Here is a 24,043-nt window from a genome sequence, read left to right as displayed (position 1 = left end):
AAGCCAACTATTTTTTTCATTTTAATGATTTTTAAAATAGAGCCGTCTTTTTTTAATTTCAGACGGCTCTGAAAAATAATTTAGTTTTCTACACTAGTAATAGAAAACATTCCTGTAATGTCGTTTGTTCCGTTACCTCCTAGATTATCTACAAATTTTACCATTTGCGCTGCAGTATGAACATTTGGAGTCGCATTATCGCCCATTCCTGTTCCTGTAGACAAAGTAATGGTATTGATTTTTCCGCTCAATAATTTGTCGAAATCGGCTTTAATTTTAATTTTCGGAGCATTTTTACCCACAATTGCGTTTGCAGTAAGGTTTAACGTAATATCTCTATATGCATTTACACCTTGCTTATATGCTCCTTCTTCTCCTGCAACAGTACTTCCTGTGTGAATAGACATGGCTTTATTGTCTGTATCATAAAAGCCTTCCACTTTTGTAAAACGATACCCTGTACCCCATTCCCACATCATTGCCGTGTCGTTGGCTCCAGCTGCTGCATAAAACTTAGGAAATCTTGTTTGGTCTAGTGTATTTTGTTCTGTTTTAATACCCAAACCAAATTTAATCTGCTTGTATGACGCAGAAGGCACATTGCTCAAAACATAGCTTAATGAAGCCGCTTTTGCCTGATCTATTACCGTTGCACCTTTGTCTAAATCATTTACGTTGTAAGGCACTTCACTTCCATCATCTTTTATTAGACGAATATTACTAATCACATATTTTACTTCAGAAAAATGATGCACTTGTCCTACGGCTGAAGTATTTGTAGACGCAGATGTTGAAGTTGCATCTCCCAAAACAATTGTTTTATCTTTAAACGTATTGTTGAATTCCAACGTTACATTGTTTGCTGCTGGAGCATCGTCATCGTTTGAACATGAAACAAATGCCAAAGCGGCCACTGATAATAAAAGGTATTTTTTTAAATTTTGCATTTTTATGATTTTAATTTTTGTATTGTATTTTATTAATCGAAAAGAGAATTATAAAATAGGCGGCGGTACAAAAATTTCAAGACAAGGTTCTAATCGATCCGATTCTTTATAGATCGACACTTTCTTGGATGTTATAGTTTTTAATAGTGGAACCTGAAATTCAATAGTTGTGTTTAAAGCAATATCAATCTTTTTGCTAATGCTTCTCAATTCTAAATCGGTATTTTTTTCCGATTCTTGAAGTTCTTTCTTTAAATGGCACTTACCATGACATTGCAATTCTGGCTTGGCTTTGTTAACGCAAAACTCTTTTTCTATAGCAACTTGATTCAGTTTAAAGTGCACAACAATAAGTGCCTGCTGGAAAGAAACCAGCAGGAACAGAATCGTCATTGTGATACTAAAAACTTTTTTCATTTTTTCTTAGAAATTCAATTTTAAAGACGTGAAAATATTACGTCCCATTCTTGGGATATTTCCCCAATCCGCATAAGTACTGTAATACGCATTTAATATGTTCTCTGCACCAACTTGTATCGTACTTCGCACCGTATTAATCTTAAAAGAATAATTGGCAGAAATATTCCAAATGGCATAAGATGCTGTCTGATCTTCTCCGTATTCTGGACTGTAATTAATCTGTTCAAAATCACCATTTACAGAAGTCTGGATTCCAAAATTTTTATACATATAATGAATAGAAGTCAAGTAACTTAACGGACGTATGAAAGGCAAATTTCCTCCTTTATTATCCATTCCGCGTGCATAGGTAAGTGTTCCCTTCCAATGCAGATGCTCCAGAATATCGTAACTAACATTGGCAGACATATTTAAAAGCGTTGCATAATCTAACGATGTATATCCTTTTACTCCAACCGATTGATAATTCATCGGACTTCCCATGCTCAAGATTTTACCAATAATATAATTCTGAATATAGAAATAGTTGACTTTTCCTTGAATGCTTAATTTTTCGTTTTTAAAACCTGCACTTGCATTTCCTTCATACGAAATTTCATTTTTTAGATTCGGATCTCCAATATAATCATAGCGGTCAAAACTATTATAGATATAATAACCGTAACCTTCAGAAACAGAAGGCGCTCTATGGCCATAACCAGTTCCGGCAGAAAAATTAAACTGATTAATATTTAAGTTATATGCCGCATTTAGGCTTGGCAGAAATCTCGTTTTTTCTTGAGGTGCTCCTGGATGAAAAATCCAATTGAATTCTACATATTTAGAATAATTATAATTCACGCCCAAAGAGCCTCCCAAATGCACTTGACTTTTTTCAGAAATGTCCCAAGAATTATTCATAGAAAGTCCTGCATAACGAGTCGTAACCCAAGGCCAGCTATAAGCAAACATCGTCCTTTCGCTTCGATCTTGCGGATACATGCGCATTTCTGCAATAGACAAATTATCGTAAGCATTCAGTTGAATTTCAGAAGAGTAATCATTCTTTTTCAAATTAGCTTTCGAAACCAATCCGTATGTTGTACTCCAACCCGGCATATCCATGTGAACTAAGTTTTCTGGTCGTGTTGTATCGTCCATATAATGCTCAATTGCATTAAAATATACTTTAGTGTCAACCACTCTAACTAAACCTTCTTCGAACAATTGTTTATAAGAAGCCGAAGTAATTAGAGCACGCGAAAGCCACAAATCCATTGGTAAAGCGGGATAACCTACATCTTTTGCCACATCAAAAATCGCGTCTAATCTAACCGATGACAAATCGCTCGTTTTATAAGCCAAACCTAACGACGTATTGAATTTATTGTATTGAGAATGCTTTACTTCGTTGTTGTTTCCGTCGTTATAATTATCGGCAGTTCGGTACGAAATGCTTCCATCAGCCACAAATTTTGTCCCTGAATAAGCAATATTTCCTAAATTGAAAAACTGTTTATTATTAAACTCAAATCCCGTTTGATATCCTCCATTCCATTTCTTATGAAGTCCAAATGGTGTGCTTTTTCTTTTTAAATCAATACTTCCCGCAACAGTTGCTCCATGCAAGCTTCCCTCCTGACCCGATTTAATATCTACTGCCGCCAGATTATTGCTTTCAACATAAGACGTAATTGGATCCATTTTATCGGTGCAAGCGCCAAAAACATGCATTCCGTCAATAGTAACCGTCGAACGTTCTGTGCTCATATTGTTTAATAAAGGCTCCCAAGCGTAAGCTCCACGTTTTATGAAACTGATATTATCTGATGAAGACAAAAATTCATCAACAGAAACAGCCATTTTCATTTCTGTTTCTATTTTCTTTTTCGTCGCATTTTTTACCGTTACTTCTTCTAAGTTTTTTATGCTATCGTGATGTGCATGCTGATTTTGAGCTGTAACTGAAAAACCAAAGAAAAGCAGCATTATAATATATTTCATGTTTTTAGAATAAAGTATCAATATAAAGTTCACTTTTTACGCCTTCTACACCTGGCGTATGATCGGTTGGAACTATGGTTCCTTTCACGATTAAACCATTTTGGTTCATCATAATGAAGTTCAATGTCCAGTTTCCTGTCATTGTATAATTGACAACACCGTGATATAAACCATCGTCTCCTTGTGTTAAATCCTTATTATTTGGCGAAGAATGATTTCCCATAGAAGGTTCTGGCATTCTAGGATCTAATTTTAAAGTGTATCCCACAACTTTAGAATAAGAAAACTGCGACGGATCTGGAAATGTTCCTGCAGGAGTTGTTGGTTTGTTGTATTTGTAAACACCAGCAACCAATGAGTTTTCTGAAACTGTAGGTTTTTGAGGCGAAATCAAGGCTATAACATATTGTTCGCCATCATTTCCTGCAAAAGCAGTCATATTAAGGTTTTTATTGCTTTGTTTTTCAACAGTAACATCTTTATTGATCTCATATTTTTGATTATCAGCTGTAAAGCTGATGTACAATTTCCAGCTTGCTGTTGTAGTGCTTTCTCCTGTAAAAACAGAATAACCGTTGTAGTATTTGTTAGCAGAATCATACAGCACATTATACTCGTGCGGACAAGAACTTTTGCTTCCGTCAGCATTACTTATTATGGGCAAAAAAGTTACTGTAGCTGTCGTTAATTCTTGGCTGTTTTGAGTATTGATAATTTTAAAATGAAGCTCATTATATCCTTTATAAAAAGTGCCATTTAAAGCTTCTATACTAATTTTATAGTTACCTCTTGTAAGTGATGTCGCTTCTTTAAATTCTATATTTTCAGGAACTTCAGAACCTATTTCAGCTTCGTAATCTGTTTTATCAATTGTACAGGAAGTAACCGCAAATAATAGTGCGATTATCCAAAAATTATAAGATTTCATTTGATGAATGTTATAAAAAAATGTTTAAAATTTAGCATTAAGCTATAAAATTTTGAATACCAAAAAACTTAAATGCTAGTTAATGAGCCAAGAAAATGGCAACGCAAATGAAGAGCACATAAAGCTATTCTTCAATTACAAAAAGAAGATCAAAATCAGTTCCAGAAAATAAATTACCTAATAAGATACTTAAACCAAGATTTTAAATCTCAGAAAGCGAGCAAATAAAACATTCGAAATTCAAAATCTCAAATTGGAATTTCAAAAAGTTTGGAATTTGGAATTTAAAAATTGGAATTTAAAAAAATTTGATCCCTAAACTGTGCAGAGAGGAGGATGAAAAGTAAGATTAGAAGCTCCGATTGGTTTCTTCTCAAACAAAATTGTAGTGTTATTTTTTGATTCCATAACCGGAATTGCGCTAAAAGTGATTTCAGCAGTATTTTGAACATACACAAGCTCTAATTTATCTTTTAGGCTGTCTTGCATTTTTCGTTCATTATCAGAATATTTTTTAATGCTTTTTTGAAGTTCGCATCGACCATTACAACTGTTAAAAGCCTGTTTGCGCTGAACGCAAATCGTTTTAGCAATTTCTTTCTGATTGATTTTAAAAGAAGCATAAATAAACAAGCTGCCAAAAGATGGCGACATAAGTAAAATAGAAAGTGCTATGATGATTAACCTTTTCAAATGCTTGTTCAAATAGTTTGCTCGCAAAAGTACATACTATTTTGTATTTATTTTAACTAATTCTGATTTTTATTTAAGGAAAGACAGATCGATATTATTTACAAAAAAATGGATTACGCTATGTGGCCAACTTTGACAAAGTTCTCACAAAGAATTTGACAGACAGATTTACCTTCCATTGCTCTATCATCTCTTTAGAAATCGGTACAGATAAAATAAAGTCGATGGAAGAAATGGAAAAAAAACATATTATGAATGCGCTCCAAATGTGCAATAGTAAAGTTTCGGGTATCGGCGGCGCTGCCGAACTTTTAAAACTGCAACCGCAGACTTTGTATTCCAAAATGAAAAAATTAGGAATTAAGCAGGGATATAATTAATTTAATACTGTTTTTTTAACCGCAAAGAGCGCAATGCTTATTGCAATCGGAATTGTATTAACGCAAAGTTTATTATCTGACGTAGATTTTTTTATTAATCTACATTAAGAGATCTAAACGTACTACTTAGCGAACTTTGCCATTATAACAACTAAAGCCAGAAAAAATGGAAACAATAAAACTAGAATTAGACGAGAAAAAACATGGCGCTTTTAATCTTTATGTAGATGATAAAAAACTAGGCGAAATGACTGTAAGCATCAAACCTGATTTGCTGACTGTTTACCACACGGGAGTTGAGCCAGAAGCAGAAGGAAAAGGTTACGCTAAGAAACTTTTAGAAGAAATGGTCTCTTATGTTCGTGCCAATAATCTGAAAGTTTTACCGCTTTGTCCTTACGTTCACGCGCAATTTAAAAGACATCCAGACGAATACGAAGATATCTGGAAGAAATAATTAATTCTAAACAAAGTTTGTCGACGGAGGAGAAATCTTCACAAGTAACTCCGTACAGAAAACCCAATCTTTGTCGAGCTTCTCGCGAAGATTTCTCCTCCGTCGAAATGACAAAATTGCGCTAATAATTAAAAAATAAAAATATACTATGAATACAGATATTTTAACAGACGGTATTCCTTTAAATGAAGCTAAAAAAGCCCTGATTCTAATTCACGGACGTGGTGCCAGCGCTCATGATATTCTTTCGATTGCAAAACATCTTAAAGTAGATGACTTTGCGTTGGTCGCACCTCAAGCAGAAAATAGAACTTGGTATCCGTATTCTTTTCTAGCTCCTTTGAACGAAAATGAACCATCATTTTCAAAATCATTGGAAGCCATACATAAAGTTGTGGTGGCTATACAGCAAAACGGAATCGAAAAAGAGAATATTTATTTCTTAGGATTTTCTCAAGGCGCTTGTCTTGCTTTAGAATTCACCACAAGAAATGCAGCCAAATATGGCGGAATAGTAGCTTTTACGGGCGGATTAATTGGTGATCAAGTTTATGAAAATCATTATTCAGGAAACTTTGAAAATACACCTGTTTTCATCGGAACAAGCGATCCAGATTTTCACGTTCCTGTAGAAAGAGTCAATGAAACCGAAGAGCTGATGGAAAAAATGGGCGCAGATGTTACTAAAAAAATCTACCCAAATATGGGACATACTATCAGTCAAGATGAGATAAATTGTGCCAATGCATTAATTTTTAATAAAAAATAATGATTACGATAACTCGTGTTTACAGCGATGCCAATGGAGAAAGTCATTTTGAAGACTTTGAAGTTCCGCTGAAAAACAATGGCGACATCGGATTTTTATCTAATGATGAACCTGTTAAATCTATCGTTTTTAGAGAAGTTAGTCCTTCTTACGATTACGATTTTCACAATGCTCCAGATCGACAATACATTGTTTTGCTAGAAGGAGGCGTAGAAATCGAAACTTCATTAGGAGAAAAAAGGATATTCAATACGGGTTCTATTTTATTGGTAGAAGATACCACAGGAAAAGGTCACAAAACCAAAAATATTGAACCTAAACTGAGAAAATCTATTTTTATAAAATTAGGTTAAAGGTTTGGTTCCATGTTCTGCTCGAGCTTTGTCAAAGTTTCAAACTTTGACAAAGTTTTACCTTTACACATATTTCAATCCAAAAAATGTTCTTTTTTAATTCCTAGCTTCTTCATTCTAGAAGTCAATGTTGTAGACGGCAAACCGAGTAAAACAGCTGCGCCTTGCGGTCCCGAAATTCGTCCGTTACATTTTTTTATCACTTTTAGAATGTGCTCCTTCTCTACTTCTTGAAGGGGTTTGGTATAAAATTCATTGACTAAAGTATCTGAGCTAGCCATTACAATTTCAGGAAAAATCATTTCTTTGATTTTTTCATCTTTGGCAAACAAGATGCTTCTTTCTACCATATTTTCTAGCTCACGCACATTTCCAGGCCATGGGTTGGCCATCATACTATTGAGTACTTTTTTAGAAAACCGTTTTAGATTTCTTCCCATTTTTGCAGCATGCTTTTCTAAGAAAAAATGTCCCAAAACTGGAATATCTTCTTTACGGTCACGTAAAGCAGGAAGCTTAATAGGATAAACATTCAATCTAAAATATAAATCACTTCTAAAGCGCTCACCATAAACTTCTTTTTCTAGTATTTTATTGGTTGCGGCAATAACTCTAGCATTCACTTTTATGCTTTTGTTTCCGCCAACCCGTTCAATTTCCTTTTCTTGCAGAACACGAAGCAGTTTACCTTGCAATTCTAATGGCAACTCTCCTATTTCGTCTAGAAAAATGGTACTGTTTTCGGCTTGTTCAAACTTACCTATTCTTTGTTCGGTTGCCCCTGTAAAAGCACCTTTCTCATGACCGAATAATTCGCTTTCGATCAAATTTTCGGGAATTGAAGCGCAATTTACCTTAATCATTTTTTGGTTGGAAACTTCAGATAAATTATGAATTGCACTTGCTACAAGTTCTTTCCCTGTTCCGGTTTCGCCCAAAATTAAAACCGTAGAATTTGAAGATGCGCCTTGAGCAATCAATTCATAAACGTCTTTCATAGCATCACTAGTCCCAATAATTCCCTGAAAACCTTGCTTTTTCTGAATGTTTTTTTCTTTCTTTCCTAAAATATTCTGCTTCATTATTTCCAATTCAGCAAGAACGCTTTCATTTTGCTGTGTCAGCATAATGTTTCTTAGCGTGATAGAAAGCTGCATAACAATTCCTCTCAAAATACGATTAGATTCTCTGCTGAAAGTTTTAGCATTTTTAAAAAAAAGAAAAAGCACATTTCGATTTCCTTTTATATAAGGAAGTCCAATCCCAAATGCGTTTTTAGAGCCTTTTTTATAAATGTTCTGAATGTATTCTGGATGCTTTGAATTTGATAAGTCGAAAGAAACTACATCAGGAGAATTAATGCAATCATCAAAAAAGCCATCATTTGTAGCGTAACTTTTTGAATCTATATATTTATCTGTTGAATGAAAAATGAAATAATCCCCTTTGCTTTCATCAGAAGAAGCCAAAATAAAATCATCAAATTGAAAATTATCTTTTAATATTCCGTTTACAAGAGATTCTAGTTCCTTTTTGTTTAAAGCCCGAGAAAGTGCTGCACAAATAGACATAATGAGCATTTGTTCTTTTTCTCTTTCCTGCAATCGATTTATAGCGATTACAGCATTCTCTGTAGGCTTTTCCATAAACGGGTATTTATTGTGGTATTTTGGCGGTGATAGCGTAAAAATAAGGAATAGCATTTAGTAAACAAGTATACATTTTCTAAATACATCATTTTTATATCATAAAATTACGAAATATCGTATTGCCTAAAATATGGTTTTCTGCCAAAAGCCTTGTTTTCAAAGTCTTTTCAAAATCGGAATGTTATTTGGTTTGCTTTGATGTTTTCAAAAAACAATGCTGTTTTATTTCTTAATCTAGGTTAATCGATGCAGAAGCATAACCGCCGTAAATTTGTAAAAGAAAAATCAATAACAATTTAATATAAAAAATACCATGGAAAATAAAATTTTAGGCTTACACCATATTACTGCAATTGCAGGTGACGCTAAACGCAATTTTGACTTTTATTCAAAAATTTTAGGATTAAGATTTATTAAAAAAACAGTGAACTTTGACGATCCAGGAACCTACCATTTTTACTTTGGCGACGAAGTTGGAAGCGCAGGAACTATTTTAACCTTCTTCCCTTGGGGAGCCGGAATTCAGCAAGGAAGAAAAGGTTCTGGAATGGCGACTGAAATTGGATATTCTGTTCCAAAAGGAAGTCTTGATTTCTGGCAAAAACGTTTTGAGCAATACAATGTAATTTACAATAAACCAGCTGAAAAGTTTGGAGAAAAATATTTGACTTTCTTAGATCCAGACGGACTAAAATTGGAGTTAATCGAATCTAAAACAGACGATAACAGAAAAGCTTGGGAAACTGACGAAGTAAAAGCAGATGTGGCTACAAAAGGTTTTCATAACATTACTTTGACTTTGAACAACATTAAACCAACTGCTGCTATCTTAACTGATATTTTTGGTTATAAATTGATCGATCAGGATGTTAACCGTTACCGTTATGCAACAGATGCTGTAGAAAATGCTGCTATTGTTGACTTGGTAGAATTGCCAGAAGAAAAACGCGGTTTAAATGCTAACGGAACTGTTCATCACGTGGCTTTCCGTGTACAGAATGATGAAATTTTAATGAAATTCAGAGAAAAAATCGAAGAATACGGATTGCAGATTACGCCGCAAATTGACAGACAATATTTCCACTCTCTATATTTCAGAGAACCAGGAGGTGTTTTGTTTGAAATTGCAACCGATAATCCTGGATTTACTGTAGACGAAAGCTTAGAAGAATTAGGTCAAAACTTGAAACTTCCAGCTCAATACGAATCTCAAAGAGCTGCTATTGAAGAGCATTTGGTTAAAATTAATTAATTTATATACTAAGCTGGTTTCTTTTTAAACCACAACACAACTATTTGAAAAGAGAGGCTACCGTAAAAATAAGCCTCTTTTTTTATAATTTCCAAAGAAGCGGAATTTATAGCAGAGAATAAAAACATTTACAATATAAAACTCTAAAGGGGCTTTATCATTTTTCTTATTTGAATTCCACTCTGGATTAAATCTAATCTTCTGCAGCCATTAATTCTATTTTTGCCATAATTAATGCAAGATTATTTTCTAAAGTAATCTTTCCGTCGCGCCACTCCTTTTTATTGGATCCTCTTGAAATTCTAAAAATGAAATCGCCTGTAAAAATGTAACCAGAAGTTTCTCTTAATCCATTTTTGGTTATTCTTTTCTGCGCTTCTCTCAAATCGATTTTTATTTCATTTTCATTTTTAAAGATGATGGTATCCAAACCATCAAGACCTTTTCTAAATTCATATCCTCGATAGTGAATCAGTTTGATTAAAGCATTTATAAACAGTAAAGCCCTATTGAGGTTTTCTTTAGAAACATTTAAATCCAAAATCTCCAATTTATCTGGCTGGATATCTTGATTTAAAGTTTTGCTTTCCCAATATCGCTTGGTTAACGTAATAATCTCAAACGGATTTTCTAGCTTATCGCTAATGGTCAACGGAGCATAAACATCGTTTTTTATACTTTGAGCCAAATCAAGCAAAGGTGTTGATTTTGAAGGAACTCGAAGCTGCATTTCGTACGTCTTTTTTAAAATGGCAATTTCATTATTTCCTTTAAAATCCAATGAAAGTTGAGGAACATTTTTCCTTTTATATGCGGGTCCAATCCAATGTCTGCTTTTAGGAAGCGGAATATTCATTTTTTCGCAAGCATTTTTAATTCCCATACTAGAAACTTCATAATGCTTTGCAATCTGCGGAATTGGAAATTTCCAAACCAAACCATAAAGTTCTGATCGGGTAAAAGTAATTTTGTCCATAAATCAGATAAAATCAATTCAAAAGAAAATTCACCATTTCTATAATTTCTTATAGTAATGGTGAATTAAGAAAAATTAAGTACTACTCTACTCCGCCTCCTAAAGCACGGTACAGGTTAATTGCTGCATTCAGTTTTTCGAGTTTTATTGTTACAAGATCCAATTCATTTTGGAGCGAACTGTTCTGGGCTGCGATTACTTCAAGATAATTGGCCATTCCGCTCTTATAAAGCAGAGAAGCATCTGAAGTCGCTTTATCTAAAGATTCTGCTTTATCTTTTGCTAAAACAATACGCTCATCAGCATACTTCAATCTAGACATGGCATCATTCACTTCACCAACTGCTGTTATAAAAGATTGTTTGAATTGTACAACCGCTTTTTCTTGTTCTAAAACCGCAACTTCATAAGCTGTTCGCAATGCTTTTTTTCTAAAAATGGGCTGTACTAAATTGGCAGCAATGGTTTTGGTAACAGAACCTGGAAAATTAAACCAGTTTTCAAATTCAAAAGAATTAACTCCAATTGACGGATTTAAACTTAACGTTGGATACATCGTTGCTTTTGCTAATCCCGTTTTGGCGTTAGCAGATATTACCGCATATTCGCTAGCTTTTACATCTGGTCTTCTGCTTAAAAGTGAAGCTGGAATTCCTGTTGGGAAAAGTACCGAAACTTCGGCAGCATCAATATTTCCGGCTCTTTCAATCTTATCTGGATATTCTCCGCATAAAATCTGCAAAGCATTTTCCTGAACTGCAATATTCGCTTTCGCTAAAGGCACGAGCAATTCGGCCGTTTTTTTCTGAGCCTCGGTTTGATTTACCGCCAAAGAACTAATAGAACCCGATTTATATTGCAATTCCATCATGCTCAAAGTATTCGTGCTCAATTCGATGTTTTTCTCTGCTATTTTCAGCTGTTCATCTAATCCTAAAAGATTGTAATACGCTTGTGCCACTTGAACAATAATTCGAGTCTTTAATGCCGAAAGGTTTTCTTTTTGAGCAAAATAAGCGGCTTTAGCGTCTCTTTTCTGCATGGCTGCTTTTCCCCAAATATCCACTTCCCAAGCAAGACGTAGATTGGCGTTATAATCATCCATATAATCTTTACCAATAAACTGCGCACTCAACGACCCATTTAAAGAGTTTTTAGATTGATAAGAACGGCTCGCTCCAGCATCGAAATCTAGTGTGGGTAATAACGATAATTTGGCTTGTTTATAACTGAGGTCGAGCTGTTCCATGCTTTTCATAGCAATGATAACTTCATTGTTTTTGACTAAAGCTTTTTCAATCAAAGCAACCAGCAAAGGATCTTTGTAATAGTTTTTCCACGGAAGCAAAACTGTATCTCCAGTAACCGCTACTTCTTCGCGGTACTTTTCTGGAGCATTTAAATCTGTACGAGAATACTTTTTTCCTACCACACACGATGTCATGATCGCTCCAGTAAGTAAAACCATTCCGATTTTATATAATGTTTTCATTCTTATTCTTTTATCGTTTGAACTTGGGTTGCGATCTTTTTTCTAGATACTTTTTCCTGTAGATATTGAAATACAATAAAAAGCAACGGAATCACAAAAACTCCTAGTACAACACCGCTAAACATTCCTACTGCCGCACTCACACTGATTGATCGGTTTCCAACTGCAGTTCCTCCAGAAGCAAACATCAACGGAATCATACCTACAATAAAAGCCAGCGAAGTCATGATAATGGGGCGTAACCTTGATCTTGAACCTTCAATTGCAGCTTCGACTATGGTTAATCCAGCAAGACGTCTCTGTAAAGCAAACTCCACAATCAAAATGGCATTTTTAGCCAGAAGTCCAACAAGCATGATTAATCCGACCTGAACATAAATATTGTTGTCTAAACCAACCGCTTTAATTCCGGCGAAAGCTCCTAAAATTCCTGTAGGAATAGAAAGCAATACCGCAAGTGGCAACAAATAACTTTCGTATTGAGCTGCCAATAAGAAGAATACAAACAATAGACACAATCCGAAAATGGCCACGGTCTGGCTTCCTCCTGCTTTTTCTTCCAAACTTAAACCTGTCCATTCGTAAGTGTAATCAGATGGAAGCTTGTCTAAAACTTGTTCTAGGTTTCCCATAATTTGTCCGTTACTATAACCCGGTAACGCCATCGCTGTAATGTTTACCGAATTATAAAGGTTATAACGGTTTACCGATTCTGGTCCATACACTTTATGGAATTTCACAATTGATTTTACAGGAACCATCTGCATATCTGCATTTCTAACGAAAATTTCATTAAAGGCATCTTCATCCATTCTAAAAATACCATCAGCTTTGACATTCACACGGTAAAACTTACCAAATCTAGAAAAGTCAGCTGATTGATCTCCTGCAAAATACGTCTGGATATTTCCTAAAAGTTCCTTGATGTTCACTCCCATTTGACGTGCTTTGTCTTCGTCAACTTCCAATTCCAATTGCGGGTAATCGGCTCTAAAAGTCGTGTAAGCGTATTGAACTCCAGGCTGCTGCATAATCTGTCCGATTACTTTATCAGACATTGCTTTTAAAGTTTCTGGACTTCTCGCCATTCTATCTTGCAACACAATCTCAGCACCACTTGTTACCCCAAATCCTTCTACAGGAGGCATTCTGAAAACCATGATTTGGCCTTCTTTTATTTTAGCCAGTTTTCCGCTTACGATATTCATGATTTCCTCAATATCCTTAACATCTCCCCTATCTTTTTTCGCCTTCAGTTTGATAAAACCTAAACCATAAGCTGGGCTGGCACTATTACTCAAAATATTGAATCCTGTAATACTCGTATTGACATCAATTGCTTCTATAGGAGCTAATTCTTTTTCCAATTTCTGAATTACAGCTGTTGTACGATCCAAAGCTGTTCCTGGTGGCATTGATAAACTGTACACCATGAAACCGTCATCTTCAAGAGGCACAAAACTTTTTGGTGTCGATGTCATCATGTACACGGCAAGCGCTGTAATTCCAGCTACTAAACCAGCCGCAATCCATTTTCTACCAATTAAAAAACGTACACCCTTAATATATCTACCCGTTAAATTGTTGAAACTTGTATTAAATCCAACAAAAAAGCGGTCTTTAAAAGTAGTTTTGTGTTCGTGTTCCCCATGTTTAGCTCCGTGATTCTTCAGCAAAAGCGCACATAATGCAGGCGTAAGCGTCAAGGCATTTACAGCCGAGATGATAATAGCAATCGCCAGCGTGTAAGCAAATTGTTTATAGAAAATCCCCGAAGATCCCGTCATGAAACCAATCGGAATAAATACCGCTGACATTACCAGAGTAATCGAAATTACCGCTCCCGTAATTTCTGCCATGGCGCTATGTGTCGCTTCTTTGGCTGAAATTCCTTCATCTTCTTCCATTTTACTGTGCACGGCTTCGACAACCACAATCGCATCATCGACCACAATTCCAATTGCCAGTACCAAAGCAAAAAGCGTTAAAATATTAATGGTAAATCCGAAAACGAGCAGGAAGAAAAATGTTCCTACAATTGCAACCGGAACTGCAATCGCTGGAATAATCGTCGAGCGAATGTCCTGAAGGAAAATAAACACTACGATAAACACCAGAATAAAAGCTTCAAACAAAGTCGATTTTACCTGCCCTGTTGCTTCATCCAATCTTTCTTTGGTACTCATTACATTAACGTATTTGATACCTGGCGGAAAAGATTTAGATAAACGTTCTACTTCTTTATTAATCCCAATCTCAATGTCATTAGCATTTGAACCCGAAGTCTGTAAAATCGCCATCGTAACGGCATTTTTACTATTCGATTTATTATCACCGCTGTACGAAATAGAACCAAATTCTACTCTAGCGACATCTTTTAGCCTCAAAACATTGCTTCCAACGTTTTTAACCACAATATTTTCATATTGCTCTGGTTTGTTCTTTTTTCCTTTGTAACGAATTACATATTCTAATGCTGCTGAAGATTCTTCTCCTAGTTTTCCTGGAGCCGATTCTAAACTCTGTTCTGCAATTGCCTGAGTAACATCTGAAGGCACTAAACCTGCATTGGCCATTTTACGCGGATCCAGCCAGATTCTCATCGAATAATCCTTCACCCCAAAAATCTGAACTTGTCCTACTCCTGGAACACGTTTCATTTGAGGCACTAAGTTGATGTTGGCATAGTTCTGCAGAAACAATTCGTCGTATTTGCTATTATCATCTGTATACAAGTTGAAAATAACAATCATACTGTTTTGCTGTTTCGAAGTCGTTAAGCCCATTCGGATAACTTCCTGAGGCAGTTTTGGAGTGGCTTGCTGTACTCTGTTCTGTACATTTACCGCAGCCTGATCTGGATCTACACCTTGCTTGAAAATGACACTAATAGAGAAAGATCCGTCATTGCTGGCAGTAGATTTAATGTACTGCATATTTTCAACTCCATTAATCTGCTCTTCTAAAGGTGTTACTACCGAACGTATAACGGTTTCACTGTTTCCTCCAGGATACGAACCGCTTACCATAACTGTTGGCGGAGAAATATCTGGGAATCTCGTTACCGATAGTCGGGTAAGACCTATAATCCCCAGTATAACCAGTACAATAGAGATAACTGTGGCCAATACTGGCCTGTCTATTATTTTCTTTAACATGGAAATGTTATTTTATTAAATGAAAAATTATTTACTGCTTGCGTTTTTAGCAGCGATTTTTGGAACGACTTCCATACCATCATAAAGGACATCGATATTGTTTAGTGCCACTTTATCTCCAGGTTTTAATCCAGATTTTACAAAATAATCTACTCCTGCGCTTCCTGCAATCTCGATTGGAACCATTGCTATCTTGTTGCCTTCTTTTAGAACAAAAACAAAGAATTTATCCTGAATATCTTTTACGCTCGCCATAGGAACTGTAATTACAGACGACAAACTTTTGTTCAAAACAATTCTTGCAGAACCTCCAGAACGCAATTCTTTTTTCGGATTTGGGAAAATGGCTTTTAAAGCAATTGTACCCGTTGCACGATCGATGTTTCCGCTGGCAACTTCCAGTTTTCCTTTTTGATCGTATTCGCTGTCATCGGCCATAATCAAACTTACAGTCTGATTGTTTTTTGCGTCTTTTGAGAAAGCTAAATAATCGGCTTCTGTTAAAGAGAAATAAACAAATACGCTGTTAATCTCTGAAAGTGTAGTTAATGGAACGGCATCATTTGGAGTAACTAAGTTTCCGATACGGTTTGGAATACGGCTAATATAGCCGCTTACAGGAGCTTTAATCAAAGAGAAATCGGCATTTAACTGAGATGATCCTAAAGCGGCTTTAGCCTGTGCTACTTGTGCAGTTGCAGCTTCGTAATTGGCTTGTGCTGTTTTTAACTGCATGTCTGAGAAAACTTTCCCTTCAACCAAAGGTTTGATTTTCTCTACTTCCAGTTTTGCATTTGCCTGATTGGCCAAAGCGCTTTTGTAAGCTGCACGGCTGTTGTTTACTTGTTCGGCATAAACATCGCCTTTTATTTTAAAAAGAGATTGTCCTTTGGTTACATAGTCTCCTTCTTTAACATAAATTGCTTCCAAATAACCTGATACTTGTGCTTTTATGTCTACGTTTACCGTACCTTCGACTGTTCCTGGATATTTCTTTTCTACCTCTCCTGTTGCCGAATTGGTCTGAAGAAAGTCTACTTCTGGCTTTGGAGGAGCCATTTGCGCCTCTCCGCTTTTTCCGCATGAAGAAAGAGAGACCATTAGCAATAAAATTGCAATCTTGCCAATTGCGTTATTATTTTTAAAAAACTGTTTTGTCATTTTACTTTTCATTTTTAAATGAATTACCTCAAATTTGGGCGCAAAATAACAGCGGAAAAGGGCTTTTTTAAGGAAGAAAGTTACCCAAGCGACATTTTTTGATACTGAAACGGATATGCCACGAAGGCGCTAAGTCACTAAGTTTTTTTTTAAAGAATAAAAGAAAAGGAATCTCGCAAAGGCTCTAGAGTACTATTTTTTTTTTACTGCGAGTTTTTGCCACGAAGGCACTAAGTCACTAAGTTTTTTTTAAGAATAAAAGAAAAGGAATCTCGCAAAGTCGCTAAGTCGCTAAGTTTTTTTTTGATGCGAGTTTTTGCCACGAAGGCACTAAGTCACTAAGTTTTTTTTAAGAATAAAAGAAAAGGAATCTCGCAAAAGTCGCAAAGGCGCTAAGTTTTTTTTGCCACAACCCGAGCGATAGCGAACAGGCGAAACAATTCACGAATTTCTCTAATTAAAATTGTTCTGTAAAATAATACAGATTTAATTTCTAGAATTTTTATCAGTAGGAATGACAAACATTATCGTAAAATGCAATAAAAGAAAACTTTGTGACTTAGCGTTCTTAGTAGCAAAAACAGAAAACCTTTGAGCCTTTGTCCCTCTGAACCTTTGCGCCTTACTTATCGATCCATCCACTGTTTAAAGAAAGGTGTTTTTTCTCTGCTGATGATTACCTCTCGTTCGGGGTCAAGTTTTAATTGGATTTTAAGTTTTGCGTTGAAATAGTTCGCAATAGATTTGATGCTTTCGGCGCGAATAAAAAACTGTCGATTGGCACGAAAAAAGATATTAGGATCTAATTCCTGCTCCAGTTCTTCCATGGTTTGCGGAATAGAAATAATTACACCCGATTTTAGAAATAAATTACTGGTTTTAAATTCCGAATATATAAAATCAATATCAGAAACGTCTACGCTTTTATAGCCGTCACGATAGGTCACTAAAAAACGCATTCTGAAAACTGGTTTTTCAATTAGTTCTTTTAGGATTCCTGCGATATTGGTAAAACTAGTTTCATTTTTATTTAAAGATTTGAATTTGGTTAAAGCAAACTCTAATTCGTTCTTTTCGATAGGTTTCATCAAATAATCGATGCTGTTAACCTTAAAAGCACGAATTGCATATTCATCGTAAGCAGTTGTAAAAATAACTGGACAAGTAATATCGATTTCATCAAAAATAGCAAAACTTAATCCGTCGGCTAAACGAATATCCATCGTAATTAAGTCGGGAGCCGGATTCGATTTTAACCACGCAACAGTATCTACAACCGTGTCAATAATGCCTAAAATCTCACAGTTGGGTTCCAGTTCTTCCAACAGCCTTTTTAATCGGCTGGCGTTAATACTTTCATCTTCTACAATTAAAATTTTCATAACTTTTAAATTAATGGCAGACGTACCTCATAATAGCTGCTTGATTCATTAAAAATCGGCATTCTTTCAGATAAAATTTTATAACGAAATTCAATGTTTTTATTTCCTATTCCTGTTGAAACCAAACTTTTGCCAGCGGTTCTCTGCAAGTTATTTCGAACGATAATATCACCAGAATCAGAAAAAACAGTAATGGTAAGCGGATTGGCCAAAGTTGCCATATTGTGTTTTACCGCATTTTCTACCAGCAACTGCAAGGTTAATGGTGGCAAATGAAATGCTAAAGAAGGAGAATCAACTTCAATTTTCAAATCGATTTTATCTCCCAGCCTTTTCTTTAGTAAATAAAAATAAGCATTTAGGAATTCTATTTCCTCTTTTACCGTAATGGTATCTTTATTTGAATTGGAAATCATATAACGATATACTCTCGTTATATTTTCTAAGAACGAAGCCGCTTCTTTCTGATCTTCATAAATCAGTTCTGTCAAAGTACTGAAATTATTAAAGACAAAATGCGGATCTAACTGCATTTTAAGAGACTCCAATTTTGAACGTGTTACCGCTTCTTGAAGTTCTGATGCTTTAATTTTTAATTCGGCTGTTTCAATTGCATTTAAACGCCATCTGTTTAGCAGAAATATTCCGGTATGAATGGCACTAATGAAAAGCGAGATAATCGCCGCCATAATTTTAGACTGCCAAATGGTAACCAAATCATTTTCTTCTAATGCTGTACAAGGATATAAATAATCCCAAAGGCAAGAAAAAAAGTAATTTAAAAGTATATTTCCAGCAATAAGACAAATAAATTGTGCTATTGCTCTAAACGCTGGATTTTGCTCCCAACTTATGTAGTAGTTTAATTTTCGGCCAACAAATAAAGTCAGTTCTGTAAGGATGGCGCAGTAAAGCAAAATGATGAAGATATCGAAGGTCTGGTCTAAATCGAGCAAACCTTCCTCTTCAAAATTCCTATACGGATTTAGAAAATAATAGGACGAAAGATAGACCAAAAAAACGGCTGGAATTACTATAACCCTGTAGTATTTATAGAAAAAATTCTTACCTGTTTTTTTATTTTGGTTCTTTCTACCCATTTATTCCCTCAACTGTAAAAATTGAAAAATCCTATCTTATTAGTGTTCTACTAGAACAGCTTCTTCTTTTTTATCTGCTTTTATGGTAGCAATTGGGTTTTTCTCACGCATAACGCCCCATTTTAAGCACGTTGCGCCCCAAGAAAATCCTGCACCAAAAGTAGTGATCAATACATTTTGTCCTTCTTTAAAATCGTCTTTGAAATCCCATAAACACAACGGAACTGTTGCAGATGTTGTATTTCCGTAACGATCGATATTTACTTTAACTTTATCAAAATCAATATTCAAGCTTTCGCTTACAGCATTAATAATTCTTAAATTCGCTTGATGTGGCACAACCCAATCAATATGGTCTGCCTGTAAGTCATTTTTCACTAAAGCATCTTGCGAAACTTGGCTCATTGCTGCAACAGCTCTTTTAAATACAAAAGCTCCGTCTTGTTTTAAATAGTGTGTTCTGTGCAAAAGACTCTGCATAGAAGTTGGATTTCTAGAACCTCCAGCCGGTACAGCCAAAGAAGAAACACCGCTTCCATCCGTTTTCAGAATTGTTTTCATTAACCCCGCATCAGATTCTGTTTTTTCTAACAAAACAGCTCCTGCTCCATCTCCGAAAAGAATACAAGTATTGCGGTCTTCATAATCTACGATAGAGCTCATTTTATCTGCTCCAACGATGATTAATTTTTTGTAACGACCGCTTTCGATCATGTTTGCTCCCATCTCTAGTGCATACAAAAATCCGCTGCAAGCTGCATTCATATCAATTCCAAAAGCATTTGTAAGTCCGCTTTTATCGCAAACAATACTTGCTGTTGGCGCTAAAATGTGATCTGGAGTTGCTGTTGCCACCAACAATGCTTCTATTTCCTCGCGATCTACCTTATAGTTTTCGAAAAGATTTTCAATAGCTGCTGCGGCAAGATCAGATGTTGCTGTATCGTCGTCTGCGATTCTACGTTCTCTAATTCCAGTTCTTTTAATGATCCATTCCTCCGATGTATCAACAGTTTCTGAAATCTTTTTATTGGTCAAAATTGATGATGGCACGAAACCACCTATTGCTGTAATAACTGCGCTCATTGTTTTTTATTTTTTTTTAAGCTTTGTACTCTTAGAACGCAATGCTTAATACTTTTTCTCTTCTTTTATAGCCCAGCTCAATTAAGAACTGATGCAGGAAACAGAGTTGTATTTCTTAAAAAGCCGATTAAATCTACTGGCAATACCATTTTCTTAGAAATTTTAAAAAAACCTGAACAAGCTAAAAACATTATATAAAATCCAATTAAAATAAATTAAAAATATACACCAAGTGCTATCTCGGTATTACTTTGGAATAAAATCTTTAATTTATCTTATTTTTAAAATCATACAATGCTGTTTCAGTTTGTAGATAATTCCCAATTATAGCCGTTGCCATACTGATAAAAAAACCTATTGCATTTAAGTTTTTAGAGTGCCACAAAATTAATTTAAAAAAATCTGAAACTAGCAGACAATTAAGAATAATTAACAAAACTGCCTTAAAAGTTAAAATATATTTTTGAAATTCGGCATCCAGCACTAAAAATTATAGAATTCCTAAAATCAAAAAAAATCTGTTAAAATTTAATTTGATAAAATTTCTTCAAAAAAAACCTGTAATTTTTATATCATTGTTTTTAAAACAAAATAATCTTTAATAATTTGGAAACGACAATAGTGGTATATCTAGCCCTGCTGCCAAAATTCTAGTTTTGCTTCTATGTACCAGAGAATCCCAAAAACCGTATTTTTGAGGCACCATAATTAGCAAATCGGCCTCATAATTCTTTATTTCCTTCTTAATTTCGTTGATAACGGCATTAGATCTTACGGTTTTATAAAGATATTTAACGTCTTCAAATTCTTTTTCGATATTAGAATTCATTAAAATTCTCTGCTGTTCTTCTTTTAAATCGTCTAATTTTTCGTCTACGCTAAAAAATTCGATTTCTGCTCCAAAATCTCCTAAAGCATTTTTGATCCAGCTAAACTTTTTAATGGCCGAAAAACTCAAACTATCGCAGGCATATAGCACTTTTTTGATATTCAAGAAACGGGCATTTTCAGGAACTGCCAAAACCGGAATTTGAAGATTTTTAATGGCTGTTGTAGTTGAATTTCCTAGTAATTCTTGTTCAAAAGAACGTTCTGCCATTCCCATTACAACCACATCTGCATTGGTTTCCTTGATAATTTTTGGAAGCTCATCTTCCAAGAAAGAATAGGTGCAAATTGCTGCTGTTTCTATTTTAAACGAATCTGCCATTTCTTTGGATAAATTTTCTAGTCTAGAAATTGCTTTGTCAATCTGTTTCTGCATTGCATCTGCAGTAATATGCGAGTTTGCACTGTGCACACTCAATGAAAATGAATTAAATAAAACCAATTTTGCTCCTGTAGCTTTTGCAAGCCCAGCGGCATAATTAACTGCATTAGTGGCAATGGCAGAAAAATTTGTTGCGGCGATTATAGTAAGAGGTGAATTCATAGAATATAATTAAGCTTTTGCGCAAAATTGTTTAAATAAAGGCTTCAATCATTTTTTATATAACTGAATAATCATTTTTAACGACTCAACCGTAAAATATCATTTCTGAAAAAACAGCCTTTCCTTTTTTGTTTCTTACTTTAAAAACCATAAAAAATAATCGTCTCTGACCGTTTTAATATTTATTACTTTTACTTTTATTAAAACTTCAGCGATGGATGCCAAATCTTTATTAAAAGAACATGTTTCTAAAATTGTCACCTTAACAGACGAACAGTTTGATTATTTCTTTTCGCATTTTAAAACAGAAACTTTTAAGAAAGGGCAAACTATTATTAGTGAAAGTCAGGAAGTTGACAAAGAATATTTTGTAATTTCAGGCTGTTTAAAGTCCTTTTATGTCAATGATGAAGTAAAAATGTACATTCTGCAGTTTGCCATGCCAACTTGGTGGGCTTCTGATTATGCGGCGCTTTACAACAAAACTAAAGCTACCATTAATGTAGATTGTGTCTCGGATGTTGAAATTCTTTCTCTTTCCAATCAGGATCGAGAAAAAATCTGCAAAGAAATACACGAAGTTGAACATTTTTTTAGATGGAGAACCAATCGCGGTTATGTCGCTTCTCAGAAAAGACTGCTTTCTTTTATGAATAATGACACCAAAACGAGATACGAAGAATTACTTGCACTCTATCCTGCTTTATACAACACTGTTCCTAAACATTTAATTGCAGCTTACCTAGGTGTTTCAAGAGAAACTTTAAGCCGATTATACAACGCTTCCAAAGCGCACTGACGAATGTGATCTACATCACGTAATCAATTTTGAATGTCGCCATTACTTTGTACCATAAATTAATAACAATTTAAAATACAGAATAATGGAAACTAAAAATTTTAAAATTTCGAATACTGAAAGTCAAGTAAATTGGATTGGAAAAAAAGTTACTGGACAACACAACGGAACAATTAATATTGAAGAAGGCTTTTTTACTTTTTCGAATGATGAACTAACTGGTGGAAATATTACTATCGACACTACTTCTATCGTAATTCTTGATGTAACCGATCCCGCAACCAATCAGCAATTTGCAGGGCATTTGGCTTCAGACGATTTCTTTTCTACAGATAAATTTCAGACAGCAACTTTAGATATTAAAGCTGTTTCTAAACAATCTTCTTCAGATTATTTTATTGAAGGCAATCTTACTATTAAAGCCATCACGCATCCAATAGGTTTTAATTTGGAAGTAAAAAAAAATGAAAACGATTTGAAAGCTTCTGGTAAAATCATCATTGACCGCACCAAATATGATATGAAATTCCGTTCTGGAAATTTCTTCACCAATCTTGGAGATACTCTGATTTACAACGAATTTGAATTGGATGTAAACCTAACAGCAAAAATTGCTTAATACCTAGAAATCATGCCATACGTAAAAATTGAAGTAACTCGAGAAGGCGTTACAAGAGAACAAAAACAGCAACTGATATCTGGAATTACGCAATTAATAACAGATGTTTTGGACAAAGATCCCAGTCTTACACACATCGTGATTCAGGAAATAGAATTAGACGATTGGGGATTTGCAGGCGAACAGGTTTCTGTATTGCGCGAGAGAGGCATTACAGCCCAAAAGAAATAATCACTTTAAAATCAGAAAAAAAATGAAAACAATTATAGTAACCGGTGCCTCAACAGGCATCGGTAAATCAATAGCTCAATTATTTTTAGAAAAAGGCTACAATGTAGTTATCAATTCTGCCAATTTGCAGAATCTTGAAACTACTTTTAAAGAGCTTGGACATGATAGCCAATTAGCGATGATACACGGCGATGTAAGTCGCATTGCAACAGGAAAGCAATTAGTTCAAACTGCTTTAGAGCGTTTCGGGAGTGTCGATGTATTGGTAAACAATGCAGGGATTTTTCAGCCACAATCTTTCTTAGATGTTGAAGAACAAGACTTAGATCGTTTTTTAAACATCAATTTAAAAGGAACTTATTTTACAAGCCAAGCAGCCGTAAAACAAATGTTGCAGCAAGGTGAAGGATCAATTATTAATATCGGAACTGTTTTGGTAGATCATGCCATCGACGGATTTCCTGCCACTGCTCCTATTTCAAGCAAAGGTGGTGTTCATGCTTTTACGAGACAGCTTGCTACAGAATTTGGAAAAAATAATATTCGTGTAAATGCTATTGCTCCAGGTATTATTAGAAGTCCGCTTCAAGCTAAAACAGGTGTAGATAATGCAGATAGTTTGGCTGGTTTGCATCTTTTGAAACGAATTGGAGAAACTAGCGATGTAGCACAATTGGCTCTTTATTTGGCCGAAAGCAATTTTGTAACGGGCGAAATCATTAATTTAGATGGCGGACATGTTGCAGGACACAGCATTTGATAACTTCAAAAACTTA

Annotated in this window: 23 protein-coding genes; 9 read left to right on the top strand and 14 right to left on the bottom strand. The window is 35.0% G+C overall.

Annotated features, from left to right (window positions below):
- Positions 1–80 precede the first annotated feature (80 nt).
- The 5 genes from M0M44_RS16310 to M0M44_RS16290 all read right to left on the bottom strand — a co-directional run bounded on the left by M0M44_RS16310 (position 81) and on the right by M0M44_RS16290 (position 4,998).
- The gene (locus M0M44_RS16310) at positions 81–947 is read right to left on the bottom strand and encodes an MbnP family protein (RefSeq protein WP_248726621.1); all 867 of its coding nucleotides are present in this window, start codon (positions 945–947) and stop codon (positions 81–83) included.
- A 48-nt stretch (positions 948–995) separates the two neighbouring features.
- Entirely contained in the window at positions 996–1,364 is a 369-nt protein-coding gene (locus tag M0M44_RS16305; protein WP_248726620.1) for a hypothetical protein, read from the bottom strand.
- 6 nt (positions 1,365–1,370) lie between these two features.
- On the bottom strand, positions 1,371–3,350 hold the full coding sequence (locus tag M0M44_RS16300; protein WP_248726619.1) for a TonB-dependent receptor plug domain-containing protein: 1,980 nt from the start codon (positions 3,348–3,350) through the stop codon (positions 1,371–1,373).
- A gap of 4 nt (positions 3,351–3,354) precedes the next feature.
- Positions 3,355–4,278 (bottom strand): FixH family protein, encoded by a 924-nt coding sequence (locus M0M44_RS16295; protein WP_248726618.1) that lies wholly within the window; start codon positions 4,276–4,278, stop codon positions 3,355–3,357.
- A gap of 315 nt (positions 4,279–4,593) precedes the next feature.
- Complete coding sequence (locus M0M44_RS16290) at positions 4,594–4,998, bottom strand: hypothetical protein (RefSeq protein ID WP_248726617.1); 405 nt, start codon at positions 4,996–4,998, stop codon at positions 4,594–4,596.
- Between the two features lie 197 nt (positions 4,999–5,195).
- Here M0M44_RS16290 and M0M44_RS16285 point away from each other — a divergent pair, with 197 nt between their 5' ends.
- The 4 genes from M0M44_RS16285 (at position 5,196) to M0M44_RS16270 (ending at position 6,930) form a co-directional block, all read left to right on the top strand.
- Positions 5,196–5,351 carry a helix-turn-helix domain-containing protein gene (locus M0M44_RS16285; RefSeq protein ID WP_248726616.1) on the top strand — a complete coding sequence of 52 codons (156 nt, stop codon included), beginning with the start codon at positions 5,196–5,198 and terminating at the stop codon, positions 5,349–5,351.
- 166 nt (positions 5,352–5,517) lie between these two features.
- On the top strand, positions 5,518–5,808 hold the full coding sequence (locus M0M44_RS16280) for a GNAT family N-acetyltransferase (RefSeq protein WP_095929144.1): 291 nt from the start codon (positions 5,518–5,520) through the stop codon (positions 5,806–5,808).
- 148 nt (positions 5,809–5,956) lie between these two features.
- Complete coding sequence (locus M0M44_RS16275; protein WP_248726615.1) at positions 5,957–6,577, top strand: alpha/beta hydrolase; 621 nt, start codon at positions 5,957–5,959, stop codon at positions 6,575–6,577.
- Positions 6,577–6,930 carry a cupin domain-containing protein gene (locus M0M44_RS16270; RefSeq protein WP_248726614.1) on the top strand — a complete coding sequence of 118 codons (354 nt, stop codon included), beginning with the start codon at positions 6,577–6,579 and terminating at the stop codon, positions 6,928–6,930. Before M0M44_RS16275 ends, M0M44_RS16270 begins: the two co-directional genes overlap by 1 nt.
- A 74-nt stretch (positions 6,931–7,004) precedes the next feature.
- On the opposite strand, the gene M0M44_RS16265 is transcribed toward M0M44_RS16270, so the two are convergent.
- On the bottom strand, positions 7,005–8,576 hold the full coding sequence (locus M0M44_RS16265) for a sigma-54 interaction domain-containing protein (RefSeq protein ID WP_248726613.1): 1,572 nt from the start codon (positions 8,574–8,576) through the stop codon (positions 7,005–7,007).
- Between the two features lie 316 nt (positions 8,577–8,892).
- Between M0M44_RS16265 and M0M44_RS16260 the strand changes: the two genes are divergently transcribed.
- Entirely contained in the window at positions 8,893–9,831 is a 939-nt protein-coding gene (locus M0M44_RS16260) for a ring-cleaving dioxygenase (protein WP_248726612.1), read from the top strand.
- 193 nt (positions 9,832–10,024) lie between these two features.
- On the opposite strand, the gene M0M44_RS16255 is transcribed toward M0M44_RS16260, so the two are convergent.
- The 8 genes from M0M44_RS16255 to M0M44_RS16220 all read right to left on the bottom strand — a co-directional run bounded on the left by M0M44_RS16255 (position 10,025) and on the right by M0M44_RS16220 (position 21,618).
- Entirely contained in the window at positions 10,025–10,807 is a 783-nt protein-coding gene (locus tag M0M44_RS16255; protein WP_248726611.1) for a hypothetical protein, read from the bottom strand.
- An 82-nt stretch (positions 10,808–10,889) separates the two neighbouring features.
- Positions 10,890–12,299 (bottom strand): efflux transporter outer membrane subunit, encoded by a 1,410-nt coding sequence (locus M0M44_RS16250; protein ID WP_248726610.1) that lies wholly within the window; start codon positions 12,297–12,299, stop codon positions 10,890–10,892.
- 2 nt (positions 12,300–12,301) lie between these two features.
- Complete coding sequence (locus M0M44_RS16245) at positions 12,302–15,457, bottom strand: efflux RND transporter permease subunit (protein ID WP_248726609.1); 3,156 nt, start codon at positions 15,455–15,457, stop codon at positions 12,302–12,304.
- Positions 15,458–15,484: 27 nt separating this feature from the next.
- Positions 15,485–16,618: an efflux RND transporter periplasmic adaptor subunit gene (locus M0M44_RS16240; protein ID WP_248726608.1), complete on the bottom strand. Its 1,134-nt coding sequence runs from the start codon at positions 16,616–16,618 to the stop codon at positions 15,485–15,487.
- Between the two features lie 626 nt (positions 16,619–17,244).
- The gene (locus M0M44_RS16235) at positions 17,245–18,000 is read right to left on the bottom strand and encodes a LytR/AlgR family response regulator transcription factor (RefSeq protein WP_248726607.1); all 756 of its coding nucleotides are present in this window, start codon (positions 17,998–18,000) and stop codon (positions 17,245–17,247) included.
- 5 nt (positions 18,001–18,005) lie between these two features.
- A complete protein-coding gene (locus tag M0M44_RS16230) occupies positions 18,006–19,100 on the bottom strand; it encodes a sensor histidine kinase (protein WP_248726606.1) in 1,095 nt (364 codons plus the stop codon).
- Between the two features lie 39 nt (positions 19,101–19,139).
- The gene (locus tag M0M44_RS16225) at positions 19,140–20,186 is read right to left on the bottom strand and encodes a beta-ketoacyl-ACP synthase III (RefSeq protein ID WP_248726605.1); all 1,047 of its coding nucleotides are present in this window, start codon (positions 20,184–20,186) and stop codon (positions 19,140–19,142) included.
- 598 nt (positions 20,187–20,784) lie between these two features.
- On the bottom strand, positions 20,785–21,618 hold the full coding sequence (locus M0M44_RS16220; RefSeq protein ID WP_248726604.1) for a universal stress protein: 834 nt from the start codon (positions 21,616–21,618) through the stop codon (positions 20,785–20,787).
- A 214-nt stretch (positions 21,619–21,832) separates the two neighbouring features.
- Between M0M44_RS16220 and M0M44_RS16215 the strand changes: the two genes are divergently transcribed.
- The 4 genes from M0M44_RS16215 to M0M44_RS16200 all read left to right on the top strand — a co-directional run bounded on the left by M0M44_RS16215 (position 21,833) and on the right by M0M44_RS16200 (position 24,027).
- Complete coding sequence (locus M0M44_RS16215) at positions 21,833–22,417, top strand: Crp/Fnr family transcriptional regulator (RefSeq protein WP_248726603.1); 585 nt, start codon at positions 21,833–21,835, stop codon at positions 22,415–22,417.
- Between the two features lie 85 nt (positions 22,418–22,502).
- Complete coding sequence (locus M0M44_RS16210) at positions 22,503–23,036, top strand: YceI family protein (protein ID WP_248726602.1); 534 nt, start codon at positions 22,503–22,505, stop codon at positions 23,034–23,036.
- A gap of 12 nt (positions 23,037–23,048) precedes the next feature.
- Positions 23,049–23,267: a tautomerase family protein gene (locus tag M0M44_RS16205; protein WP_095929127.1), complete on the top strand. Its 219-nt coding sequence runs from the start codon at positions 23,049–23,051 to the stop codon at positions 23,265–23,267.
- Positions 23,268–23,289: 22 nt separating this feature from the next.
- Positions 23,290–24,027, top strand: coding sequence for an SDR family NAD(P)-dependent oxidoreductase (locus M0M44_RS16200; RefSeq protein WP_248726601.1), 738 nt, complete (start codon positions 23,290–23,292; stop codon positions 24,025–24,027).
- Positions 24,028–24,043 lie beyond the last annotated feature (16 nt).

Source organism: Flavobacterium humidisoli (genome assembly GCF_023272795.1).
GTDB classification, from domain to species: Bacteria; Bacteroidota; Bacteroidia; order Flavobacteriales; family Flavobacteriaceae; genus Flavobacterium; species Flavobacterium humidisoli.
Note: the sequence above shows the minus strand (reverse complement) of the source record. Positions and strands in the feature narration are given on the sequence as shown.